Origin of the sequence: Streptomyces sp. NPDC007808 (assembly GCF_042868655.1) — a bacterium.
Lineage (GTDB): Bacteria > Actinomycetota > Actinomycetes > Streptomycetales > Streptomycetaceae > Streptomyces.
This window is the reverse complement of sequence record NZ_JBIAEQ010000004.1, coordinates 157998-175751: the sequence shown is the minus strand read 5'-3', so window position 1 is coordinate 175751 and position 17754 is coordinate 157998. Positions and strand designations below refer to the sequence as shown.

Sequence of the window (17754 nt, the reverse complement as noted above, 5' to 3'; positions counted from 1 at the left end):
CACGATCGTGCGCTTGGGGCACGTACAGGGCACGACATGCACGGCTGCGACTGGGGCGGCCCGGTTTCGCTGGCCTGACCTGCGTGGGAGCGCAGATCCCGCCCGACCACCGAAAGATCTTGAAAATCGTCGTGGCGCAAGTCACCGTGGGTTCAAATCCCACACCCACCGCAGGCGAACGGCCCCTGACCAGGTCAATCGGCAGGGGCCGTTGGCATGTCCGGCCGCGGCTGTCGTCCGGAGATGGGGTGGATCGCCCTCTGGCTCGCTCCGGCGCGCAGTGCGGACTCGTCCGTCGGGCGCGTGGATGATGCCGCATGTGAAGGGACGTGCCCGGCTCAGGACTTCTTCGGGGCGGTCCGCTTGCCGGCTCTGCCCGTGCCGGAGCGGGTTCGCGCGGGAGCGGGGGCGGCGCTCTTGCGCCCGCCTCCGGCCTTCGGGGTGTCCTGCGCCTCCTCCTCCGACGGCGTTGCCCGGGGGGTCGGGCCGGTCGGCCACTTGAACTCGATCTCCAGCTCGATCTCCCCGTCGCCGACCTCGACCTCGATCTCGCTGTGAAGATCGCCGGGGATCTGCAGGCTCAGCTTCCAGGGATCGAGTTTCAGTTCCGCCTCCCCGCCCTGCCTCAACGCGGCCGCCAGGGCCTCAAGCTGGTCAGCCGCCTCCTGGCGGGACAGCGAGCGTTTCTGTTCGAGCTTGAGGTCGGACATGGCGTTCTCCGATCAGGGCAGCAGTAAGAGCCGGTAGTGCCCATTTTGGCGCTATTTGTCTTATCGGACATCTCGCTCGTCCCGCTCATTTCGCCAGGGACCCCTGCGGTGTACGTCGCCGTAGGGGGTCCGTGGCCGCGCCCCACCACCAGCCGATGTGTCAGCTCAGCCATGCGATGGTCGGCACGGCCACGTCAGGTCGAACCGCCGGCGCGTCAGCTCGCGTCGGGAAGCGCCTCATGGCCCGACCACGGCACAGGGGATCCCCTCCGCGACAAGCCGTTTTCTGTGCCCGGCAGGGTCCCCGTCGTGCGCCGCCTCGGCGGGCTAAAGCTCGTAATCCCGTGCCAGCTCCTCCCACGCGACCTCCCGCAGCGCCTCCTCCGCGTCACAGCCGGACGGCACGTGCGCGGTGGGCTGGAACCAGATGATCGTGAGGGCCGAGCGGTAGAGGACCGGGTCGTGGTCGGGTTCGAGGGCCGTGGAGCGGAAGGCGCCGACGCAGGCCACCGCGGGCAGCACCTCGACCGGGCCGAAGGCGCCCGCGTACTGGTCGGGATACTCGCGCGGCGGCGGGACGAGGTGGACCGGAGTGGTGGGGTGGGCGCGCTCAGCGGCGTGGACGAGGCTCTTGATCGTCATGTCGTTGACCGGCTTGCACGGGTAGCCCTCCAGCATTCCGCCGTACGTCGAGGAGAGCCGCAGCTCGGACAGGTCCAATGAGCGGCCGGAGGTGAGGACGATGCGGGTCAGCGACATGGTCGGCACTCTAGGGCGGTGGTGCATCGAGCTCCCGTGAATTTCTGGGCTTGCTGTGCCGCTGTTCGCGGTTTCATGGCCCGCCGTGCCGTTGTCCCTGCGTCAGGGGCGGTGCCCTGTCAGCCGTGCCGCCGACGCGATCGTCGCGCGGGCCTCGCGTTCGGTCAGGCCGGTGTTGAGGGCGGCCTCGACGAGGGGAGCGACCAGGGCGGGGCCGATGCCGTCCTCGTAGGCGCGGCAGGCCGCCCAGAACAGACGGGTGTTGCGCTGGCCCTCGTGGGCGGCGAGCACGAACTGGACGAGTCCCTGTCCGTGGCCGCCGGCCGACGGGGGCGTGGGGTGGTGCGTGCGGGGCGGGGGGAGCAGAAGGCGCAGGAGGGCGCGAGGGCAGGGCGCGGGCACGATGTGGGACGTGCCGGGAGCGGTGCCGTAGACGCCGTGGTCGGTACGCGAGCCGGGCCCGACCAGGTAGCCGCCGGCGCCCCGGATGTCGATGCCGGGCGCGAGGCGGCCCGCCGAGTTGGGGACGACGACGTCGGGTGGGCCGGTGAGCCAGAGATGGCGACCGCCACTGGGGGTCAGGACGACGACGGTGGGCGGGATCGTGAACAGGTGGCGCAGTGCGAGTTCGCGCAGGGCGGCCGAGGAGTCCGTACCGGACTTGGTGTCGAGGTCGATGCCGATCAGGTGGTGCGGGGGCAGGCCGCAGGCGATGCCGTAACCCGTCGCCCACGGGGCGGCGGCGAACAGCTCGCGAATGCGGACGGGGTCGGTGGAGGCGTCGTAGACGCCGTGCCCGAAGCGGCCGCATTCACCGTGGCAGGGCGTGGGACGGGGGTCGTCGCGGTGGGGGGAGCGCAGGGCCGGGAGCTTCGTCCGGGACAGGGGGATGACGGCCAGGCCGCGTTCGGCGGCTGACAGGGCATGTGCGAGGGCCAGCGTCGTGGCCTGCCGGTCGGTGGTGGCCATGACTCTATTTTCGTACACGCGTTCGAAAAAGGAAAGGGGAACGGTCGGGTGGTGCCGGGTGGCTCTCCGGTTCGCGGAGCTTGGGCGGAAGTGCGCAGGAACGCTTCATCCCTGGTGGGGGTTGGGTTTGAGTTGTCCGTACCGCCCTGACTCGGACCCAGGAAGTGGCGAAAGGGGTTTATCGACTTGTCATCACGCTTCAGGGGGAATGGGGGCTTCCGGGGTGGTTCGCCAGGGATTCGGTGGGCAACGTTGATCTCGCGACGTCGTGCAGGACACCGGGCGGCCGGCCAACTGCCTGGGAACGAGCAGTACTTCATGCACCACCTATGCGTCCGGCGGGGAGCCTGGGCGCACCTGTTCTGGAGGAACAACATGGCAAGCATCCGTACCGCCCGCGTCATCGCCGCCGTCTCCGCCCTCCCGCTGGCCGCCGCCCTCTTCGCCGGCGTCGCGGCGGCGGACAACGGCGCCTTCGCGGACGACGGATCCAGCGCGGCCGTCACGAATGCCGCCCAGGGCCTCGTGGGCAGCGGGGTCGGCGGCGACAACTACGGCACCTCGTCCACCACCCAGCAGCAGGCGACCGGCTCCGGCGCCTCGAACCAGAGCAACACCGCACAGGTCAACGGCTCGGCGTTCACGGCCGTCAACCAGGGCAACGACAACGCGGCGGTCAACTTCACGCCGCTGTGGTGGTGAGCTGAGGGGGTCGGTGCCCCGTGCTCAGCATCGGCCCCCTCGGAAGTGTGTGGGGTGTGCGTTGTGGGGTGTAGCGCGTCTGCGCGGCGGTACTTCGGTGCCGCCGCGCAGGCGTTTTCGGCGCGCCCGCGAGCGGTTCGGCGGGCTTGACAGTGCGTATTGTCTGACGGACAGTCAGAAACCTCCAGGCCCCGATTCCGAGCGTTGCGCCCGTGCCTCGTGGAACTCCCCGGAAAGTCGTGGGAACCGGATCGGTGGCCGCGGTGTACCAGAAGTGTCAGTGCGATGCGCTGTGGACTACGAGGCCGACGGGACGAGGGGGCGACGGTGAGCGACGAGCCGGTGGTGAGCCACGAGGTGGCGGCACGCGACGAGTTCGGTGCGCGTCTGAAGGCCTACGAGGGGCGGTCCGCCGCCGTGGCCCGCGCGGGCAGGGACCCGGTGAACGCGCCCATGATCCGGCACTGGTGCGAGGCGATGGGCGACACCAACCCGGCCTACGAGGGTCCGGACGCCATCGCACCGCCCACCATGCTCCAGGCGTGGACCATGGCCGGCCTCCGCGGTCACACGGATCGGGCGCACGCGTACGAGGAGTTGCTCGATCTGCTCGACGAGGCGGGCTACACCTCGGTGGTCGCCACCGACTGCGAGCAGGAGTACTTACGGCCCCTACGGCCGGGGGACGAGATCACCTTCGACTCGGTGATCGAGTCGGTGTCGGAGAAGAAGACGACGAAGCTCGGCACCGGCTACTTCGTCACGACCCGTATGGACGTCCGCGCCGGCCCCGACCTGGCGGGCACCCACCGCTTCCGGATTCTCAAGTACGCACCCGTCCGTCAGGCCCGGCGGTCGAGCGCGCGCCAGACACCGTCCCGCCCGCGCCCCGTCGTCAACCGTGACAACGCCGGCTTCTGGGAGGGCGTCCGGCGGCACACCCTGCTCATCCAGCGCTGCACCGGCTGCGGCACCCCGCGCCACCCCTGGCTGCCAGGGTGCAACGCCTGCGGCAGCCCGGACTGGGACACGGTCGAGGCGAGCGGCGAGGGAGCCGTCTACTCGTATGTCGTGATGCACCATCCGCCCTTCCCGGCGTTCGACCCGCCCTACGCGGTCGCGCTGATCGAGCTGGCCGAGGGCGTGCGAATGATCAGCAACGTGGTGGGGGTCCCGTACGACAAGGTGCGGATCGGCATGCCGGTGCGACTGGAATTTCAGGCGTACGACGACGAGTTGGTGCTCCCGGTCTTCCGCGGGCGGGAGGAGGTCGCGTGAACGCCGGTGACGAACTGCCCCCTCTGGAGATCCCGATCACCCGCACGCTGATCGTCGCCGGGGCCATCGCCTCGCGGGACTACCAGGACGTGCACCACGACGCCGAGTTGGCCCGGAAGAAGGGCTCCCCGGACATCTTCATGAACATCCTGACGACCAACGGCCTGGTCGGCCGCTACGTCACCGACCACTTCGGACCGACATCCGTTCTGCGCAGGGTGGCCATACGGCTCGGGGCGCCCAACCACCCGGGAGACACGATGGTGTTGCGGGGGACGATCGAGAAGATCGACGGTGACACGGCGACGGTGAGAGTGATCGGTGCGAACGACATCGGCAGACACGTGACCGGCACCGTGACCGTGACCGTGCCACCGGCACCGGCACCGGAACTGGCGTCCACCGCACGGGCGGACAGGCCGGTGACCGTCTCACCGGCTGCGCCGATCCCACCGGGGGACTCGGCGGTGACCGCTCCCCCAGTGGCGCCGACCCCGCCGCCGGGCATGGCGACCACCGGACCACCGGAAGACCCCAGCGCGCCATCGGCAGGCCCGGCATGAGTGCCCGGCGGCGGGACGCCCTGGCCGGGCAGGCGGCGATCGTGGGTGTCGGGGCCACCGAGTTCTCCAAGGACTCCGGACGCAGTGAGCTTCGGCTGGCCGTGGAGGCGGTGCGGGCGGCCTTGGACGACGCGGGACTGAGGCCGGGGGACGTGGACGGGCTGGTGACCTTCACGATGGACACCAGCCCGGAGATCACCGTGGCCCAGGCCTGCGGCATGGGTGAACTGTCCTTCTTCTCCCGCGTCCACTACGGCGGCGGCGCGGCCTGCGCGACCGTCCAGCAGGCGGCGCTCGCCGTGGCGACGGGGGTGGCGGAGGTCGTGGTCTGCTACCGGGCGTTCAACGAGCGGTCGGGGCGGCGGTTCGGCTCGGGGGTGCAGCACCGGCAGCCGTCGGCGGAGGGCGTGGCGCTCGGGTGGTCACTGCCGTTCGGGTTGCTCACGCCGGCTTCCTGGGTGGCGATGGCGGCCCAGCGCTATCTGCATACCTACGGGCTGACGCCGGAGGTCTTCGGGCAGGTGGCCGTGATGGACCGTGCGTACGCGGCGACCAACCCGGCCGCGTACTTCCACGGCAGACCGATCACCCTGGACGACCACGCGACCTCGCGCTGGATCGTCGAGCCGCTGCGGCTGCTGGACTGCTGCCAGGAGACGGACGGCGGCCAGGCGCTCGTCATCACATCCGTCGACCGGGCGCGGGACCTGCCGCACCGGCCCGCGGTCATAGCCGCAGCGGCCCAGGGCGCGGCCCGAGGGCAGGAGCAGATGACGAGTTTCTACCGGGACGAGCTCACCGGCCTGCCGGAGGTGGCCGTGGTGGCACGGCAGCTGTGGCGGACGGCGGGGCTGGGGCCGGGGGAGATCGACGTGGGGATCCTGTACGACCACTTCACGCCGTACGTGTTGATGCAGTTGGAGGAGTTCGGGTTCTGCGAAAGGGGGGCGGGCGGCGACTTCGTGCGTGAGGCGCGGTTGCCGATCAACACGCACGGAGGGCAGCTGGGGGAGGCGTATCTGCACGGGATGAACGGAATCGCGGAGGGAGTCAGGCAGGTGCGGGGTACGTCCGTGAACCAGATACCCGGGGCCGAGCGCGTGCTGGTGACGGCGGGCACGGGCGTGCCGACATCGGGGCTGGTGCTTGCCGCGGGCGGCTGACGCTGGCTGGACCAGGGGTGCGCGGGCTGGCCAGGTGGGCATGGGGCTGGCGAGGTGCGCGGGCTGGCCAGGTGGGCACGGGGCTGGCGAGGTGCGCGGGCAGACCAGGGGTGGGCCGACACGGGTTGCTGCGGGCGACTGGCCCGGCTTGGCCGCAGGCGACTGGCCCGGCTTGGCCGCAGGCGACCGGCCCGGGTCGGCTGCGGGGGTCGGCGGGGGCCGGCCGCGGGGGGCTGAGGTGAGTCGGCCGCGGGAGGCTGAGGTGAGTCGGCCGCGGGAGGCCGACCCCCAGGGGTGATCCCGCAGGAGATGTCACCCCCTCGTCCACCTTCAGGAGGTGGAGTGAGGCCCACCCCTACAACCTGAGGCGGACGTCGCTTCGGCACTTGCGGCCGATCCGCCGAAGCAGGGGCCGCTCATAGCGTGGAGCCATGACCACACCCGTCTGCACCAGCGCCTCCGACGCCGCGACGCGGTCCCTTCCGAACGCGACGTACCCCTCCTTCACGTCGTACGTGCGGGCTCGCCAGCCAGTGCTGCTGCGTACCGCACGGTCGCTGACCGCGAACCCCAGTGACGCGGAGGACCTGCTGCAGACCGCGCTGACCAAGACATACGTCGCCTGGGAGCGCATCCAGGACCACCGTGCGCTCGACGGCTATGTGCGCAGGGCGCTGCTGAACACGCGGACCTCCCAGTGGCGTAAGCGCAGGGTCGACGAATTCGCCTGCGACGAGCTGCCCGAGCCGGAGCCCCTGCCCGGCCGCGACGACGACCCGGCGGAGCAGCAGGCGCTGCACGACGCCATGTGGCGCGCGATCATGCGGTTGCCGGCGCGGCAGCGGGCGATGGTGGTGCTGCGGTACTACGAGGACCTCAGCGAGGTCCAGACGGCCGAGGTGCTCGGGGTGTCCGTCGGCACGGTGAAGTCGGCCGTCTCACGAGCGCTCGGGAAGCTGCGCGAGGACCCTGAGCTGGGGCTGGTCCGCTAGCGGAGGAGGTACGGCCCGTTACCGGCACGGCCGCTTGAACGCAACGTGACATGATCGATCGCCCGTGCCTAGTGACATACCGCGCGGTATGCGCGCAGAATCTGCGCAACCTTTACCACCGCGTTGGCAATGTCGCCCCGGGAGGACGCCGTGCTGAGCACCATGCAGGACGTACCGCTGTTGATCTCCAGGATCCTGACCCATGGGTCGACGATCCACGGAACATCGCAGGTCACCACCTGGACGGGCGAGGCGGAGCCGCATCGTCGTTCCTTCGCCGAGGTCGGTGCCCGGGCGGCGCAGCTGGCGCACGCTCTTCGTGAGGACCTGGGCGTGTCCGGCGACGCGCGGGTCGCGACCTTGATGTGGAACAACGCCGAGCACGTCGAGGCCTACTTCGCGATCCCCTCCATGGGCGCGGTCCTGCACACCCTCAACCTCCGCCTCCCCGCCGAGCAGCTCGCCTGGATCGTCAACCACGCGGCGGACCGGGTCGTCATCGCCAACGGTTCGCTCCTGCCCCTGCTCGCCCCGCTGCTCCCGCATCTCAAGACGGTCGAGCACGTGGTGGTGTCGGGGCCCGGTGATCGTTCGCTGCTCGCGGGTGCCACCGCGCAGGTGCACGAGTACGAGGAGCTGATCGCCGGCAAGCCGACGACGTACGACTGGCCGGAGCTGGACGAGCGCCAGGCCGCCGCCATGTGCTACACCTCCGGCACCACCGGCGACCCCAAGGGCGTCGTCTACTCCCACCGTTCGGTCTACCTGCACTCCATGCAGGTGAACATGGCCCAGTCGATGGGTCTGACCGACCAGGACACCTCGCTGATCGTGGTCCCCCAGTTCCATGTGAACGCCTGGGGCCTGCCGCACGCCACCTTCATGACCGGCGTCAACATGCTGATGCCGGACCGCTTCCTGCAGCCCGCGCCCCTCGCCGAGATGATCGAGGGCGAGAAGCCGACCCACGCGGCCGCCGTGCCCACCATCTGGCAGGGTCTGCTCGCCGAGCTCACCGCCAGGCCCCGGGACGTCTCCACCCTCGGCCAGGTCACGATCGGCGGCTCGGCCTGTCCGCCCGCGCTCATGGCGGCGTTCGACAAGCTCGGCATGCGGGTCTGCCACGCCTGGGGCATGACGGAGACCTCCCCGCTCGGCACGATCGCCCGTCCACCGGCCCATGTGGTCGGTACGGAGGAGGAGTTCGCGTACCGGCTCACGCAGGGCCGTTTCCCGGCGGGCGTCGAGGCCCGTCTCACCGGCCCCGGCGGTGAGCGCCTCCCGTGGGACGGCGAATCGGCCGGCGAGCTGGAGGTGCGCGGCCCCTGGATCGCGGGCGCCTATTACAACGGGCCCGATGCCGAACCGCTGCGTCCCGCCGACAAGTTCAGCGAGGACGGCTGGCTGAAGACCGGTGACGTCGGCATCATCTCCGCCGACGGCTTCCTCACCCTCACCGACCGTGCCAAGGACGTCATCAAGTCCGGCGGCGAGTGGATCTCCTCGGTCGAGCTGGAGAACGCCCTGATGTCCCACCCGGCCGTCGCCGAGGCCGCCGTGGTCGCCGTCCCCGACGACAAGTGGGGCGAGCGCCCGCTGGCCACGGTCGTCCTCAAGGAGGGCGCCTCCGCCGACTTCGAGACCCTGCGCGCCTTCCTCGCCGACGAGGGCAAGATCGCCAAGTGGCAGCTGCCGGAGCGCTGGACGGTCATCGAGGCGGTCCCGAAGACGAGCGTCGGCAAGTTCGACAAGAAGGTGCTGCGCAGACAGTACGCGGAGGGCGACCTGGACGTCACCCGGCTCTGAAGCGCCCGTGCGGCTGTGAGGCGCGAGGCGCGGTACTGACGCCGGTGCGGTCACGAGAACGTCGTACGCCGGGCCAGGGAAGCCACCCTGGCCCGGCGTTCTTCTGCCTCACGCGCCCAGCGTCGCCCTCAGCCCTCAGCTCTCAGCCGCCCAGCGCCTGTGCGAAGGGCGCGTCGGATGCCGCCCGTCCGACCGCCGAGCTTCCGAAGCTCAGCGCCCCGGTGCTGCCGAAACCGGCCGACGTGCCGCGCAGCCGCCACACCGCGCCGGCAGCCGTGCTCGAACTCGGGGGCACCTCGCCGATCGCGGCCGCGGTGAGGTCGGCCCTGCCGTTGCCGTCGATGTCCGAGAGCAGGACGTAGGAGCCGAAGCGGTCCTTGCTCTCGGCGGTGCCGGGGATGCCGGAGGTGTTCTGGCTGACGGTCTGGTGGCCGCTGCCGGCGACGCCGGTGGCCGAGCCGCGCAGCAGGACGATCGACCCCGCGTCGGTGAGGCTGCCGAGGTTTTCGGCGGGGACGCCGACGGCGACGTCCGCATAGCCGTCGCCGGTCACGTCGGCGACGGACAGGGAGGCCCCGAACCGGTCCCCGCTCTCCGAAGCGCCCGGCACGCCGGGCGAGTTCTGGTTGAGCGGGACGGGTGCGGCGGGTCCGTCCGTGCCGCCGTAGAGGACGCAGAGGGCCCCTCCGAGCGCGAGCGACTCGTAGGCGTCGGCCACCACGATGTCGTCGTAGCCGTCGCCGTCGATGTCCCCGATCGCGGACGTGTGCGTGTGCGGCAGCATCGCCTTGCGCACCAGCCCCGTTCCCGATGCCGACCCTTCGAAGTACCAGGCGCTCTGGGTGCCGCCGCGTATCGCCCGGTACTGCACGACGAGGTCGTCCGCGGCGTCGCCGGAGACGTTTCCGGCGGACAGGAAGCCGGTGGCGTACGCCGAGGACGTCGGCAGCGTCACGGTGGCGGAGGAGGTCCAGGCGCCCGAGCGGGTGAAGGGGCCCTTCAGCACCGAGACCGTGGACAGCAGGGCGTTGTAGGCGGCCAGGTCGGTGTGCCCGTCGCCGTCGAAGTCACCCGTGGTCAGGGCGCCGCCGAACCTGTTGCCGTCGTGGGCCACCGGGTCCTTGACCATCGCCGCGGAGGAGCCGAGCCCGCCCGGACCGCCCCAGTACAGGGTGACCGAGCCCTGGTTCGCGTTCGGGCTGTACGTCTCACCGGGGGCGCCGACCGCGAGGTCGCTGTAGCCGTCGCCGTCGAAGTCGGCCACGGAGAACGCGGCCCCGAACTGGTCGCCGCCCTCGGGCGCGCCCGGGTTGACGCTCCCGGACTGCGTGAGGATCTTGCGCTTGGCGGGGTCGATCCCGGCGGACGTGCCGTAGACGACGGCGACCCAGCCGGCGTTCGTGTAACCGTCGGTCCCGTCGGGGACGCCGACGGCGATGTCACGGTAACCGTCCCCGTTGAAGTCGCCGCCCGGTCCGCTGCCGGCAGTGCCGGCCGAGGCCGCGGAGGCCGTGGCGGCACCGGCCGGTCCGGTGGTGGCGGCGATCAGGCCACCGGTCAGCGCGAGGCCGACGGTGGTGGCGAGGGCGAGTCGGATGCGTCTGTGCATACGGGACATACGGCGTTCCCTGCGCTTGGCCCGTGAGGGCGTGGGTGGGGCGGTGTGGCTTGAAAGAGACCTGCGGCAGGGGGCGACGGTTGTACGGGTGACGGGATTTTCCACGGGCACCGGCACCTCTGCCTGCCTGCCTGCCTGCCCGCCTGCCGGCCCGTCCGCCCGCACTACCGGGCATCACCGCCGTGCCCGCCCGCACCTCTGCCGCGCCTCCCGGCATCACCGCCGTGCCCGCCCGCACCTCTGCCGCGCCTCCGGGCATCACCGCCGTGCCCGCCCGCACCTCTGCCGCGCCTCTGGGCATCACCGCCGTACACGCCCGCACCCCTGCCGCGCCTCCCGGCATCACCGCCGTACCCGCCCGCATCACCGCCGCGTCCGTTCGGCACCACCACCGCGCCCGCCCGCTTACCGCCGCACGGCCGTGGTCACCCAGCCGAGGACCAGCCAGACGCCCGCCACCGCGCACACACCACCCCACGCCCAGTGGCTGAAAGCCACCCCCGCCAGGGCCGAGGCGGTGGCGCCGCCCGCGAAACCGGCGACGACGTACGCGCTGTTGGCGGTCGCGGGGGAGGTCGTGGTCGTCAGGGCGAGGGTCTGGTTGGCGACGTGCGAGGCGACGAGCGCGGCGTGGACGGCGACGGCGGCCACGAACAGGGCGCCCATCACCTGCCCGCCCAGCCAGAACAGCGGTACGGAGACGGCGGCGAGCAGATACGCGGACCGTACGACACGTGCGGCGCCGAACCGGTCGACCAGGCCGCCCGCGAGCGGGGCCACGACGCTCGCCGCCAGTCCGAACAGGCCGAAGAGACCGGCGGTGGCGGTCGACAGGCCGTACGGCTCACCCGTCAGCAGCAGGGTCAGGGTCGTCCACAGGGCGCTCCAGGCGCCGTACATGCCGGCCTGTCGTACGCAGGCGCGCCACAGGTCGGGTGAGCGGCGCACCAGGCCCGGCATCGAGGTGAGGCCCGAGAAGAGGCCGCCGGTGCGGCGAGGGCGTTCGGCCGGCAGGACCGTCGCGGTCAGCAGACCGAGCACGGCGGTGAGGGCCGCCGCCCCGGCGAACACCCACCGCCAGCCGAAGGCCTGCCCGGCCAGACCGCCGAGGACACGGGCCGCCACGATGCCGGTGAAGAGCCCGGCGATGACGGCCGCGACATGGCGGGCTCGGCGGTCGGCGGGGGCGCGTTCGGCGACCAGCGGGACGAGGAGCTGCGGGACGACGGTGGCGGCGGAGGCGACGAGGACCGCGGCGGCGAGCGCGGTGGTACCGGACGCCGCGGCAGCCACGGCCAGGGCCGCCGTCGTGGCCAGCGACAGGCCGGCGACCAGCGGGCGTCGGCTCACCCGGTCGCCGAGCGGGGCGAAGAAGAGCAGGCCGGCGGCGTAACCGAACTGCGCGACGGAGGCGATCCAGGCGACGGCCGAGGGTTCGGTGCCGAAGTCCGCGGCGATGTCGGCGAGCAGGGGGGCCGCGAGGTAGATGTTGGCGGCCGTGACCGCGGAGCACAGCGCGATGAGGGGGAGGAAGAGGCGGGACACGCCGGCGGACGGGTCCGTGGGCCGACGTGCCGGCCCGACCTGCGGGTTGGTGTGTGCTGACGGCATCGCTGACGGTATCGACGACGACATGAGAGGAGTGACCCCTTTGAGTCCGCTCTAGCAACTAACTAGTTGGTTGGATAACGTCCGACCAGTGTGCGTCCTTCACTCCTTCCCGTCAACCAAACAGTTGGTTACCTGCCCCGCTACCCTGAACCCCATGGGAGTAAGGGACCCCGAGGCCACCAAGGCCCGGATCTTCGACGCGGCCGTGGCCGAGTTCGCCCGGTACGGCATCGCGGGTGCCCGCGTCGACCGCATCGCGGCCGAGGCGAAGGCCAACAAGCAGCTGATCTACGCCTACTACGGCAACAAGGCGGAGCTGTTCTCCAAGGTCCTCGGCCGGTGCATGGTCGACCTCGCGGCGGCCGTCCCCGTCGACACGGACGACATCGAGGGCTGGCTCGACCGGTTGATGGACTACCACGCCGCCCACCCCGAACTGCTGCGCCTCCTCTACTGGGAGGGCATCCAGTACGGCACCGCCGAACTCCCCGACGAGACCGAGCGGCAGGCCCACTACGCCCACAAGGTCGCCGCCGTCCGGGACGGCCAGGACCGTGGCGTGGTCACCGACGCGATCCCGGCCCAGGACCTGCTGTTCCTGCTGGTCGCGATGGCCAACTGGGCCACCGTCGTACCGCAGATGAGCCGCATCCTGGTGGGCGGCGAGGACGACGACCGCGAACGCCTGCGCGCCTCCGTCAAGGAGGCGGCGCGCAGGCTCGTCGCACGTTGAGACGGGTCGAGCGCGGCGAGGCGGGCCGACCGCGCGCCCGCCTCCGCACCCGCCTGCGTCAGTTGGTCCCGATCCGCGACAGCAGGTCGACGATCCTCGACTGCACCTCGCCGCTGGTGGACCGCTCCGCCAGGAACAGCACCGTCTCGCCGGAGGCCAGCCGCGGCAGGTCGGCCTGGTCGACGGCGGCCGTGTAGACGACGAGCGGGGTGCGGTTGAGCTGCCCGTTCGCGCGCAGCCAGTCCACGATGCCGGCCCGGCGCCGGTGTACCTGCATCAGGTCCATCACGACCAGGTTCGGCCGGAAGTCACCCGCCAGCACCACCGCGTCGGCGTCGCTCGCGGCCCGCGCCACCTGCATCCCGCGCCGCTCCAGCGTCGCGGTCAGCGCCAACGCGATCTCCGCGTGCTCCTCGATGAGCAGCACGCGCGGCGGGTGCTGCTCGCTGTCCCGGGGCGCGAGCGCCTTCAGCAGTACGGCGGGGTCGGCGCCGTACGCCGCCTCCCGCGACGCCTGTCCGAGCCCGGCCGTCACCATCACCGGCACCTCGGCCGCGACGGCCGCCTGCCGCAGCGACTGCAACGCGGTCCGTGTGATCGGCCCCGTCAACGGGTCCACGAACAGCGCGGCCGGGAACGCCGCGATCTGCGCGTCGACCTCCTCCCGCGAGTGCACGATGACCGGCCGGTAGCCGCGGTCGCTGAGCGCCTGCTGGGTCGTCACGTCCGGCGCCGGCCACACCAGCAGCCGCCGCGGGTTGTCCAGCGGCTCCGGCGGCAGTTCGTCGTCCATCGGCTGCGGACGCGGGGTGTCGGCGACCTCGACGGCCCCGCCCGGACCGTCCAGCGGCTCGGGGCCCTCGGCGGCGTTCTCGTCGGGGGCGCCTATGGCGTACGACCGTCCGGCGCCCTCGGTCATCGGTGACAGCCGCGACTGACCGGCCGACGAGGCCTGGGGCTGTCCGCCGAGCGACGGCTGCGGCGGCGCCGGAACGGGCTGTGCCGGCACCGGCTGCTCGGCCGGCGGATGCGGCCGCGCCGCCTGCTCCGTCGAGGCACCCGCCCGCGCGGCGGGGTCGGGCGGCGTACCCAGCTTGCGGCGTCGGCCACCGCCGCTCGTCTGGTGCGGGGGCGGCGTGGCCGACGGCTGGGCGGCCTGCTGCACCTGAGCCGCCTGCCGCGTGAACGGCACCCCCTGCCCCAACGTCCGCACACTGATCGCCCGACCCTGCGTCGAGTTCGGGTCGACAGCGGCGGCCGGCGCGGCCGGCGCGGCGGGAGCCGCGGCCTCGGCGGGAAGGGGCTGAGCCGCGCGCTGCTGGGCGGCGGGCGCCTGCGCCGGCATCTCGGGGGGCAGCGGGGTGCCCGGAGCAGGCGTGCCGGATGCGGGCTGCGCCGCGGGCGGAGGCGTGGCCTGCTGCGGGGCGTTCGGCTGCGGCGGTACGGGGGCGGCGGCGCCGTTCACCGGCACGGCAGCCCCGGCTCCGGAGGAGTCGTCGGCGGCGGGCCACGGCTGCGGCGCGGGGACGCCCTGGGCCGGGGTGCCCTGTGCCGGGACACCCTGCGGTGGGGTGCCCTGCCCGGGGGTCGCCCCGGCGGGAAGGGGCGCGTCGGGAACCGGCTGCACCGAGGCGGGCTGACCGGGGACCGGCTGAGGCACCGGCACCGGCTGCTCGGGAGCCACCTGGCCCTCTACTCCCTGTACTCCCTGCACTCCTTGCGCGGCCGTCCCGGCGGCTTCCGGCGGCTGGGCCACGGCGCGCCGCCTACGTCCGGTCGGCGCACTCGTCGGATGCGGCTGCGGCGGGGTGTGGTCCTCGGCCTGGTCGTGCGGCACGGCATCGTGCCGCCCCTCGTCGACGACCACGTCCCCGGGCACACCGTGCCCCGGAACCTGGGCCTGCCCCGGAATCTGGGCCTGCCCTGGAACCTGAGCCTGCCCCGGCATCTCGACTTGCCCCGGAACCTGAGCCTGCCCCGCAACCTGAGCCTGTCCCGCAACCGCGACTTGCCCCGGAACCTCCGCCTGAGGCGGCACAGCAGCCGGCTCCTGCCCCGCGACCGGAACACCGACCGGAACCGGAACGGGCACAGGAACAGGAACCGGATTCTGCCCGGGAACCGGTCCCGGAGCCTGCCCCGGAACGATCGGTACGGCCGCGACCGCGGCAGCCGGATCGACAGGCACCGCCGGAGGCGTCACCGAGCCCGGCGCGGCGGCCGCAGCCGCCCCGGCGCTGCCCGGTCCCTCCGCTCCACCCGCGGCGGCACGGTCCGCCTCGGCGGGCGGCAGCGCGAAGACCTTGCGGGCTCCCGCGTCCTGGGCCTGCGCGGCAGCACGCTCGGACGCCGCGGCCAGGGCACGCCGGCGCCGCCCGGTCGGCTGCGCACCGCCGCTCTGCTGAGCACCCTCGGCCGTACCGGCCCCGGGGGCCGACTGGACGCCGTCACCGGCCGCGGGAAGTGCGGGCGGCAACGCGTGCTGCTCCCCGCCGTCCCGCCGGGCGCGTCGCCCGGTGGGCGTGGGCACTCCCTGCGGCGGTACGGTCCCGCCCAGCCCGTTGCCGACGGCCGCGGCTCCCGCGGCATGCTCGGCGGCGGTGACGACGGCGCCCTCGGCGACACCGTCCGCCGCGTCCTCGGCCGGTCGTCCGCGTCGCCTTCCGGTCCCGCCGGAGGCCTCCCCGCCGTCACCCGCACCCTGCGGGAGCTCCGACACGGCCGCGCGCCTGCGCCGCCGGCCGGTGGGCGTGGTGCCCTCGGCGTCGGCGGCCACCGAGCCGCCCTCCTCGCCGTCGGCGCCGGGCGTGTCGCTGTCGAGGAACGCGTCGACGGAGGACCGCCGGGCGCGTCGCCGCCCGCCCCCGGCACCCTGCTCGGCAGCCACGACGGCCACGGCGCTCCCGGCTCCGTCATCGGCGGGGTCACCGGTCACAGCCGCAGCGGCCTCGTCGGGGACGGCGGCAACGGACCCGGCCCCACCGCCGATCGGCACCTCCAGGACGTACGCGCTGCCGCTCATCCCGGGCACCTCGTGCGTCTGGAGCACCCCGCCGTGGGCCCGCACGATCCCGCGCACGATCGGCTCGTGCACCGGGTCTCCGCCGGCGTACGGCCCGCGCACCTCGATACGTACGACCTCGCCGCGCTGCGCCGCCGCGACGACGACGGTGTTGTCCAGGTAACCGCCCGCCGACACGGGCGAGTTGCCGGTCGCGTCGACACCGGCGACATCCGCGACCAGATGCGCGAGCGCGGTCGCGAGGCGCTGCGGGTCGACCTCGGCCTCGATGGGCGGCGCGTGCACGGCGAACTGCACCCGCCCCGGCCCGATCAGCTCGACGGCCCCCTCGACGCCCGCGGCGACGACGGCGTCGAGCATCACCTTCGTACGGGAGACCCCCTCGCCACCGGAGTCGAGCAGCTGGTACTGCAGGACGTTGTCGATCAGCGTCGTGATCCGCGAGTAGCCGGCCGACAGGTGGTGCAGCACCTGGTTGGCCTCGGGCCACAACTGCCCGGCGTCGTCCGCGGCGAGCGCGGCCAGCTCCCGGCGCAGTTCGTCGAGCGGCCCGCGCAGCGAGCTCCCGAGCAGGGTCAGCAGCTGCTCGTGCCGCCCCGCCAGCGCCTCGTACCGGTCCTTCTCCCGCTCCCCGAGCGCGGCGTACCGCTCCTCACCGGCGGCGAGCTCCTCCTGGTGCCGCTCCTGGAGCTCCTCGATCTCGGTCACGTGCTTCTGCCGCAGGGCGGTCAGCTCGGAGGCGTGCTCCTCGGTGAGGCGCTCCAGCTCCTCCTCGTGACGCTTCTGCGCGGCGTCCTTCTCCTGGGCCAGGGCGTCGTAGGGCCGCCGGTCGGCGAAGGTCATGACGGCGCCGACGAGCTGGTCGCCGTCGCGCACGGGCGCGGTCGTCAGGTCGACGGACACCTTGTCGCCGCCCTTGGACCACAGCACCTGCCCGCGGACCCGGTGCTTGCGCCCGGAGCGCAGGGTGTCGGCGAGCGCGGACTCCTCGTAGGGGAAGGGCGAGCCGTCGGCCCGCGAGTGGAGGACGAGCGTGTGCAGCTCGCGTCCGCCCAGGTCACTGGCCCGATAACCCAGTATCTGAGCGGCGGCCGGATTGACCAGGACGATCCGCCCGTCGGTGTCGGTGCCCACGACGCCTTCGGAGGCCGCCCGCAGGATCATCTCGGTCTGCCGCTGCGAACGGGCCAGCTCGGCCTCGGTGTCGACGGTCCCGGAGAGGTCCCGTACGACGAGCATGAGCAGCTCGTCACCCGTGTAGCCGTAACCGTCGTAGGCCTGCTGGCCGTTCTCCAGATTCGCGGACGTGACCTCGACCGGGAACTCGCCGCCGTCCGTGCGCCGGGCCATCATCCGGGTCGGCTTGGTCCGTCCCTGCGGGTCCATGTGGTCGGGGCGGCGCATGGACCCCGGGATGAGCTTGGAGTCGAAGTGCGGCAGCAGATCGAGCAGCCCGCGCCCGACCAGAGCGGTCCCGGGCGCCTCGAAGGTCTCCAGGGCGATGGTGTTGGCGTTGACGACGGTCCCATTGGCGTTGACCAGCACCAACGCGTCAGGCAGCGCGTCGAGTATGGCTGCGAGGCGAGCAGCGCCTCGGGATGGCCTGCTGCTCACGAGACGCTTCCTCCCTGTTACCGCACCTTGCCGACCGCTCGGGCCATCTTGCCAACCGGCCCGCAGCGTGTCACGCGAGGGAGTCTAAGGGCTGGGATTGCGCTCGCGACGCCGGATGAGAGGGAGGTCGCACGACGAAGTGACCCAGAACGTATGACCGCCTGTACAGACGTGCCTCCGGCGTCCCGCCAGCTGCCTTCCGCTTTCGCGAGAC

The 17754-nt window shown here is 72.6% G+C and carries 12 protein-coding genes and 1 pseudogene; 7 read left to right on the top strand and 6 right to left on the bottom strand.

Annotated features, from left to right (window positions below; translation table 11 throughout):
• Nucleotides 1–338: 338 nt before the first annotated feature.
• The 3 genes from ACFYNL_RS16605 to ACFYNL_RS16595 all read right to left on the bottom strand — a co-directional run bounded on the left by ACFYNL_RS16605 (nt 339) and on the right by ACFYNL_RS16595 (nt 2438).
• Nucleotides 339–710, bottom strand: a complete 372-nt coding sequence (locus ACFYNL_RS16605; protein ID WP_388803179.1) for an amphi-Trp domain-containing protein — start codon at nt 708–710, stop codon at nt 339–341.
• 327 nt (nt 711–1037) lie between these two features.
• The gene (locus tag ACFYNL_RS16600; protein WP_388803176.1) at nt 1038–1469 is read right to left on the bottom strand and encodes a hypothetical protein; all 432 of its coding nucleotides are present in this window, start codon (nt 1467–1469) and stop codon (nt 1038–1040) included.
• A gap of 102 nt (nt 1470–1571) precedes the next feature.
• Nucleotides 1572–2438, bottom strand: a complete 867-nt coding sequence (locus ACFYNL_RS16595; protein WP_388803173.1) for a bifunctional DNA primase/polymerase — start codon at nt 2436–2438, stop codon at nt 1572–1574.
• Between the two features lie 375 nt (nt 2439–2813).
• Here ACFYNL_RS16595 and ACFYNL_RS16590 point away from each other — a divergent pair, with 375 nt between their 5' ends.
• The 6 genes and pseudogenes from ACFYNL_RS16590 (at nt 2814) to ACFYNL_RS16565 (ending at nt 8942) form a co-directional block, all read left to right on the top strand.
• The gene (locus tag ACFYNL_RS16590; RefSeq protein ID WP_388803170.1) at nt 2814–3140 is read left to right on the top strand and encodes a hypothetical protein; all 327 of its coding nucleotides are present in this window, start codon (nt 2814–2816) and stop codon (nt 3138–3140) included.
• 357 nt (nt 3141–3497) lie between these two features.
• On the top strand, nt 3498–4418 hold the full coding sequence (locus ACFYNL_RS16585; protein ID WP_388804557.1) for a bifunctional MaoC family dehydratase N-terminal/OB-fold nucleic acid binding domain-containing protein: 921 nt from the start codon (nt 3498–3500) through the stop codon (nt 4416–4418).
• Nucleotides 4415–4792: pseudogene (locus ACFYNL_RS16580) on the top strand (MaoC family dehydratase); the annotation flags it as partial. The gene ACFYNL_RS16585 and the pseudogene ACFYNL_RS16580, both read left to right, overlap by 4 nt.
• Before the next feature lie 185 nt (nt 4793–4977).
• A complete protein-coding gene (locus ACFYNL_RS16575; RefSeq protein ID WP_388803167.1) occupies nt 4978–6144 on the top strand; it encodes a lipid-transfer protein in 1167 nt (388 codons plus the stop codon).
• Nucleotides 6145–6575: 431 nt separating this feature from the next.
• Nucleotides 6576–7136 carry a SigE family RNA polymerase sigma factor gene (locus tag ACFYNL_RS16570; RefSeq protein ID WP_019754065.1) on the top strand — a complete coding sequence of 187 codons (561 nt, stop codon included), beginning with the start codon at nt 6576–6578 and terminating at the stop codon, nt 7134–7136.
• A 129-nt stretch (nt 7137–7265) separates the two neighbouring features.
• Entirely contained in the window at nt 7266–8942 is a 1677-nt protein-coding gene (locus ACFYNL_RS16565; RefSeq protein WP_388803164.1) for a long-chain fatty acid--CoA ligase, read from the top strand.
• A 142-nt stretch (nt 8943–9084) separates the two neighbouring features.
• Here the strand turns inward: ACFYNL_RS16565 and ACFYNL_RS16560 are convergent, their stop codons facing one another.
• The gene (locus tag ACFYNL_RS16560; protein WP_388803161.1) at nt 9085–10560 is read right to left on the bottom strand and encodes an FG-GAP and VCBS repeat-containing protein; all 1476 of its coding nucleotides are present in this window, start codon (nt 10558–10560) and stop codon (nt 9085–9087) included.
• A gap of 405 nt (nt 10561–10965) precedes the next feature.
• Entirely contained in the window at nt 10966–12171 is a 1206-nt protein-coding gene (locus tag ACFYNL_RS16555) for an MFS transporter (protein ID WP_388803158.1), read from the bottom strand.
• 154 nt (nt 12172–12325) lie between these two features.
• Here ACFYNL_RS16555 and ACFYNL_RS16550 point away from each other — a divergent pair, with 154 nt between their 5' ends.
• On the top strand, nt 12326–12904 hold the full coding sequence (locus ACFYNL_RS16550; protein WP_388803155.1) for a TetR family transcriptional regulator: 579 nt from the start codon (nt 12326–12328) through the stop codon (nt 12902–12904).
• A 58-nt stretch (nt 12905–12962) separates the two neighbouring features.
• Here ACFYNL_RS16550 and ACFYNL_RS16545 read toward each other — a convergent pair whose 3' ends face one another.
• The gene (locus ACFYNL_RS16545; RefSeq protein WP_388803152.1) at nt 12963–17540 is read right to left on the bottom strand and encodes a PAS domain-containing protein; all 4578 of its coding nucleotides are present in this window, start codon (nt 17538–17540) and stop codon (nt 12963–12965) included.
• Nucleotides 17541–17754 lie beyond the last annotated feature (214 nt).

Bases quoted from the DNA above. Each gene is read 5' to 3' on its own strand.
- ACFYNL_RS16550 (WP_388803155.1), top strand. From the start codon at position 12,326: ATGGGAGTAAGGGACCCCGAGGCCACCAAGGCCCGGATCTTCGACGCG.
- ACFYNL_RS16590 (WP_388803170.1), top strand. From the start codon at position 2,814: ATGGCAAGCATCCGTACCGCCCGCGTCATCGCCGCCGTCTCCGCCCTC.
- ACFYNL_RS16575 (WP_388803167.1), top strand. From the start codon at position 4,978: ATGAGTGCCCGGCGGCGGGACGCCCTGGCCGGGCAGGCGGCGATCGTG.
- ACFYNL_RS16565 (WP_388803164.1), top strand. From the start codon at position 7,266: ATGTCGCCCCGGGAGGACGCCGTGCTGAGCACCATGCAGGACGTACCG.
- ACFYNL_RS16555 (WP_388803158.1), bottom strand. From the start codon at position 12,171: ATGCCGTCAGCACACACCAACCCGCAGGTCGGGCCGGCACGTCGGCCC.
- ACFYNL_RS16600 (WP_388803176.1), bottom strand. From the start codon at position 1,469: ATGTCGCTGACCCGCATCGTCCTCACCTCCGGCCGCTCATTGGACCTG.
- ACFYNL_RS16605 (WP_388803179.1), bottom strand. From the start codon at position 710: ATGTCCGACCTCAAGCTCGAACAGAAACGCTCGCTGTCCCGCCAGGAG.
- ACFYNL_RS16595 (WP_388803173.1), bottom strand. From the start codon at position 2,438: ATGGCCACCACCGACCGGCAGGCCACGACGCTGGCCCTCGCACATGCC.
- ACFYNL_RS16570 (WP_019754065.1), top strand. From the start codon at position 6,576: ATGACCACACCCGTCTGCACCAGCGCCTCCGACGCCGCGACGCGGTCC.
- ACFYNL_RS16560 (WP_388803161.1), bottom strand. From the start codon at position 10,560: ATGTCCCGTATGCACAGACGCATCCGACTCGCCCTCGCCACCACCGTC.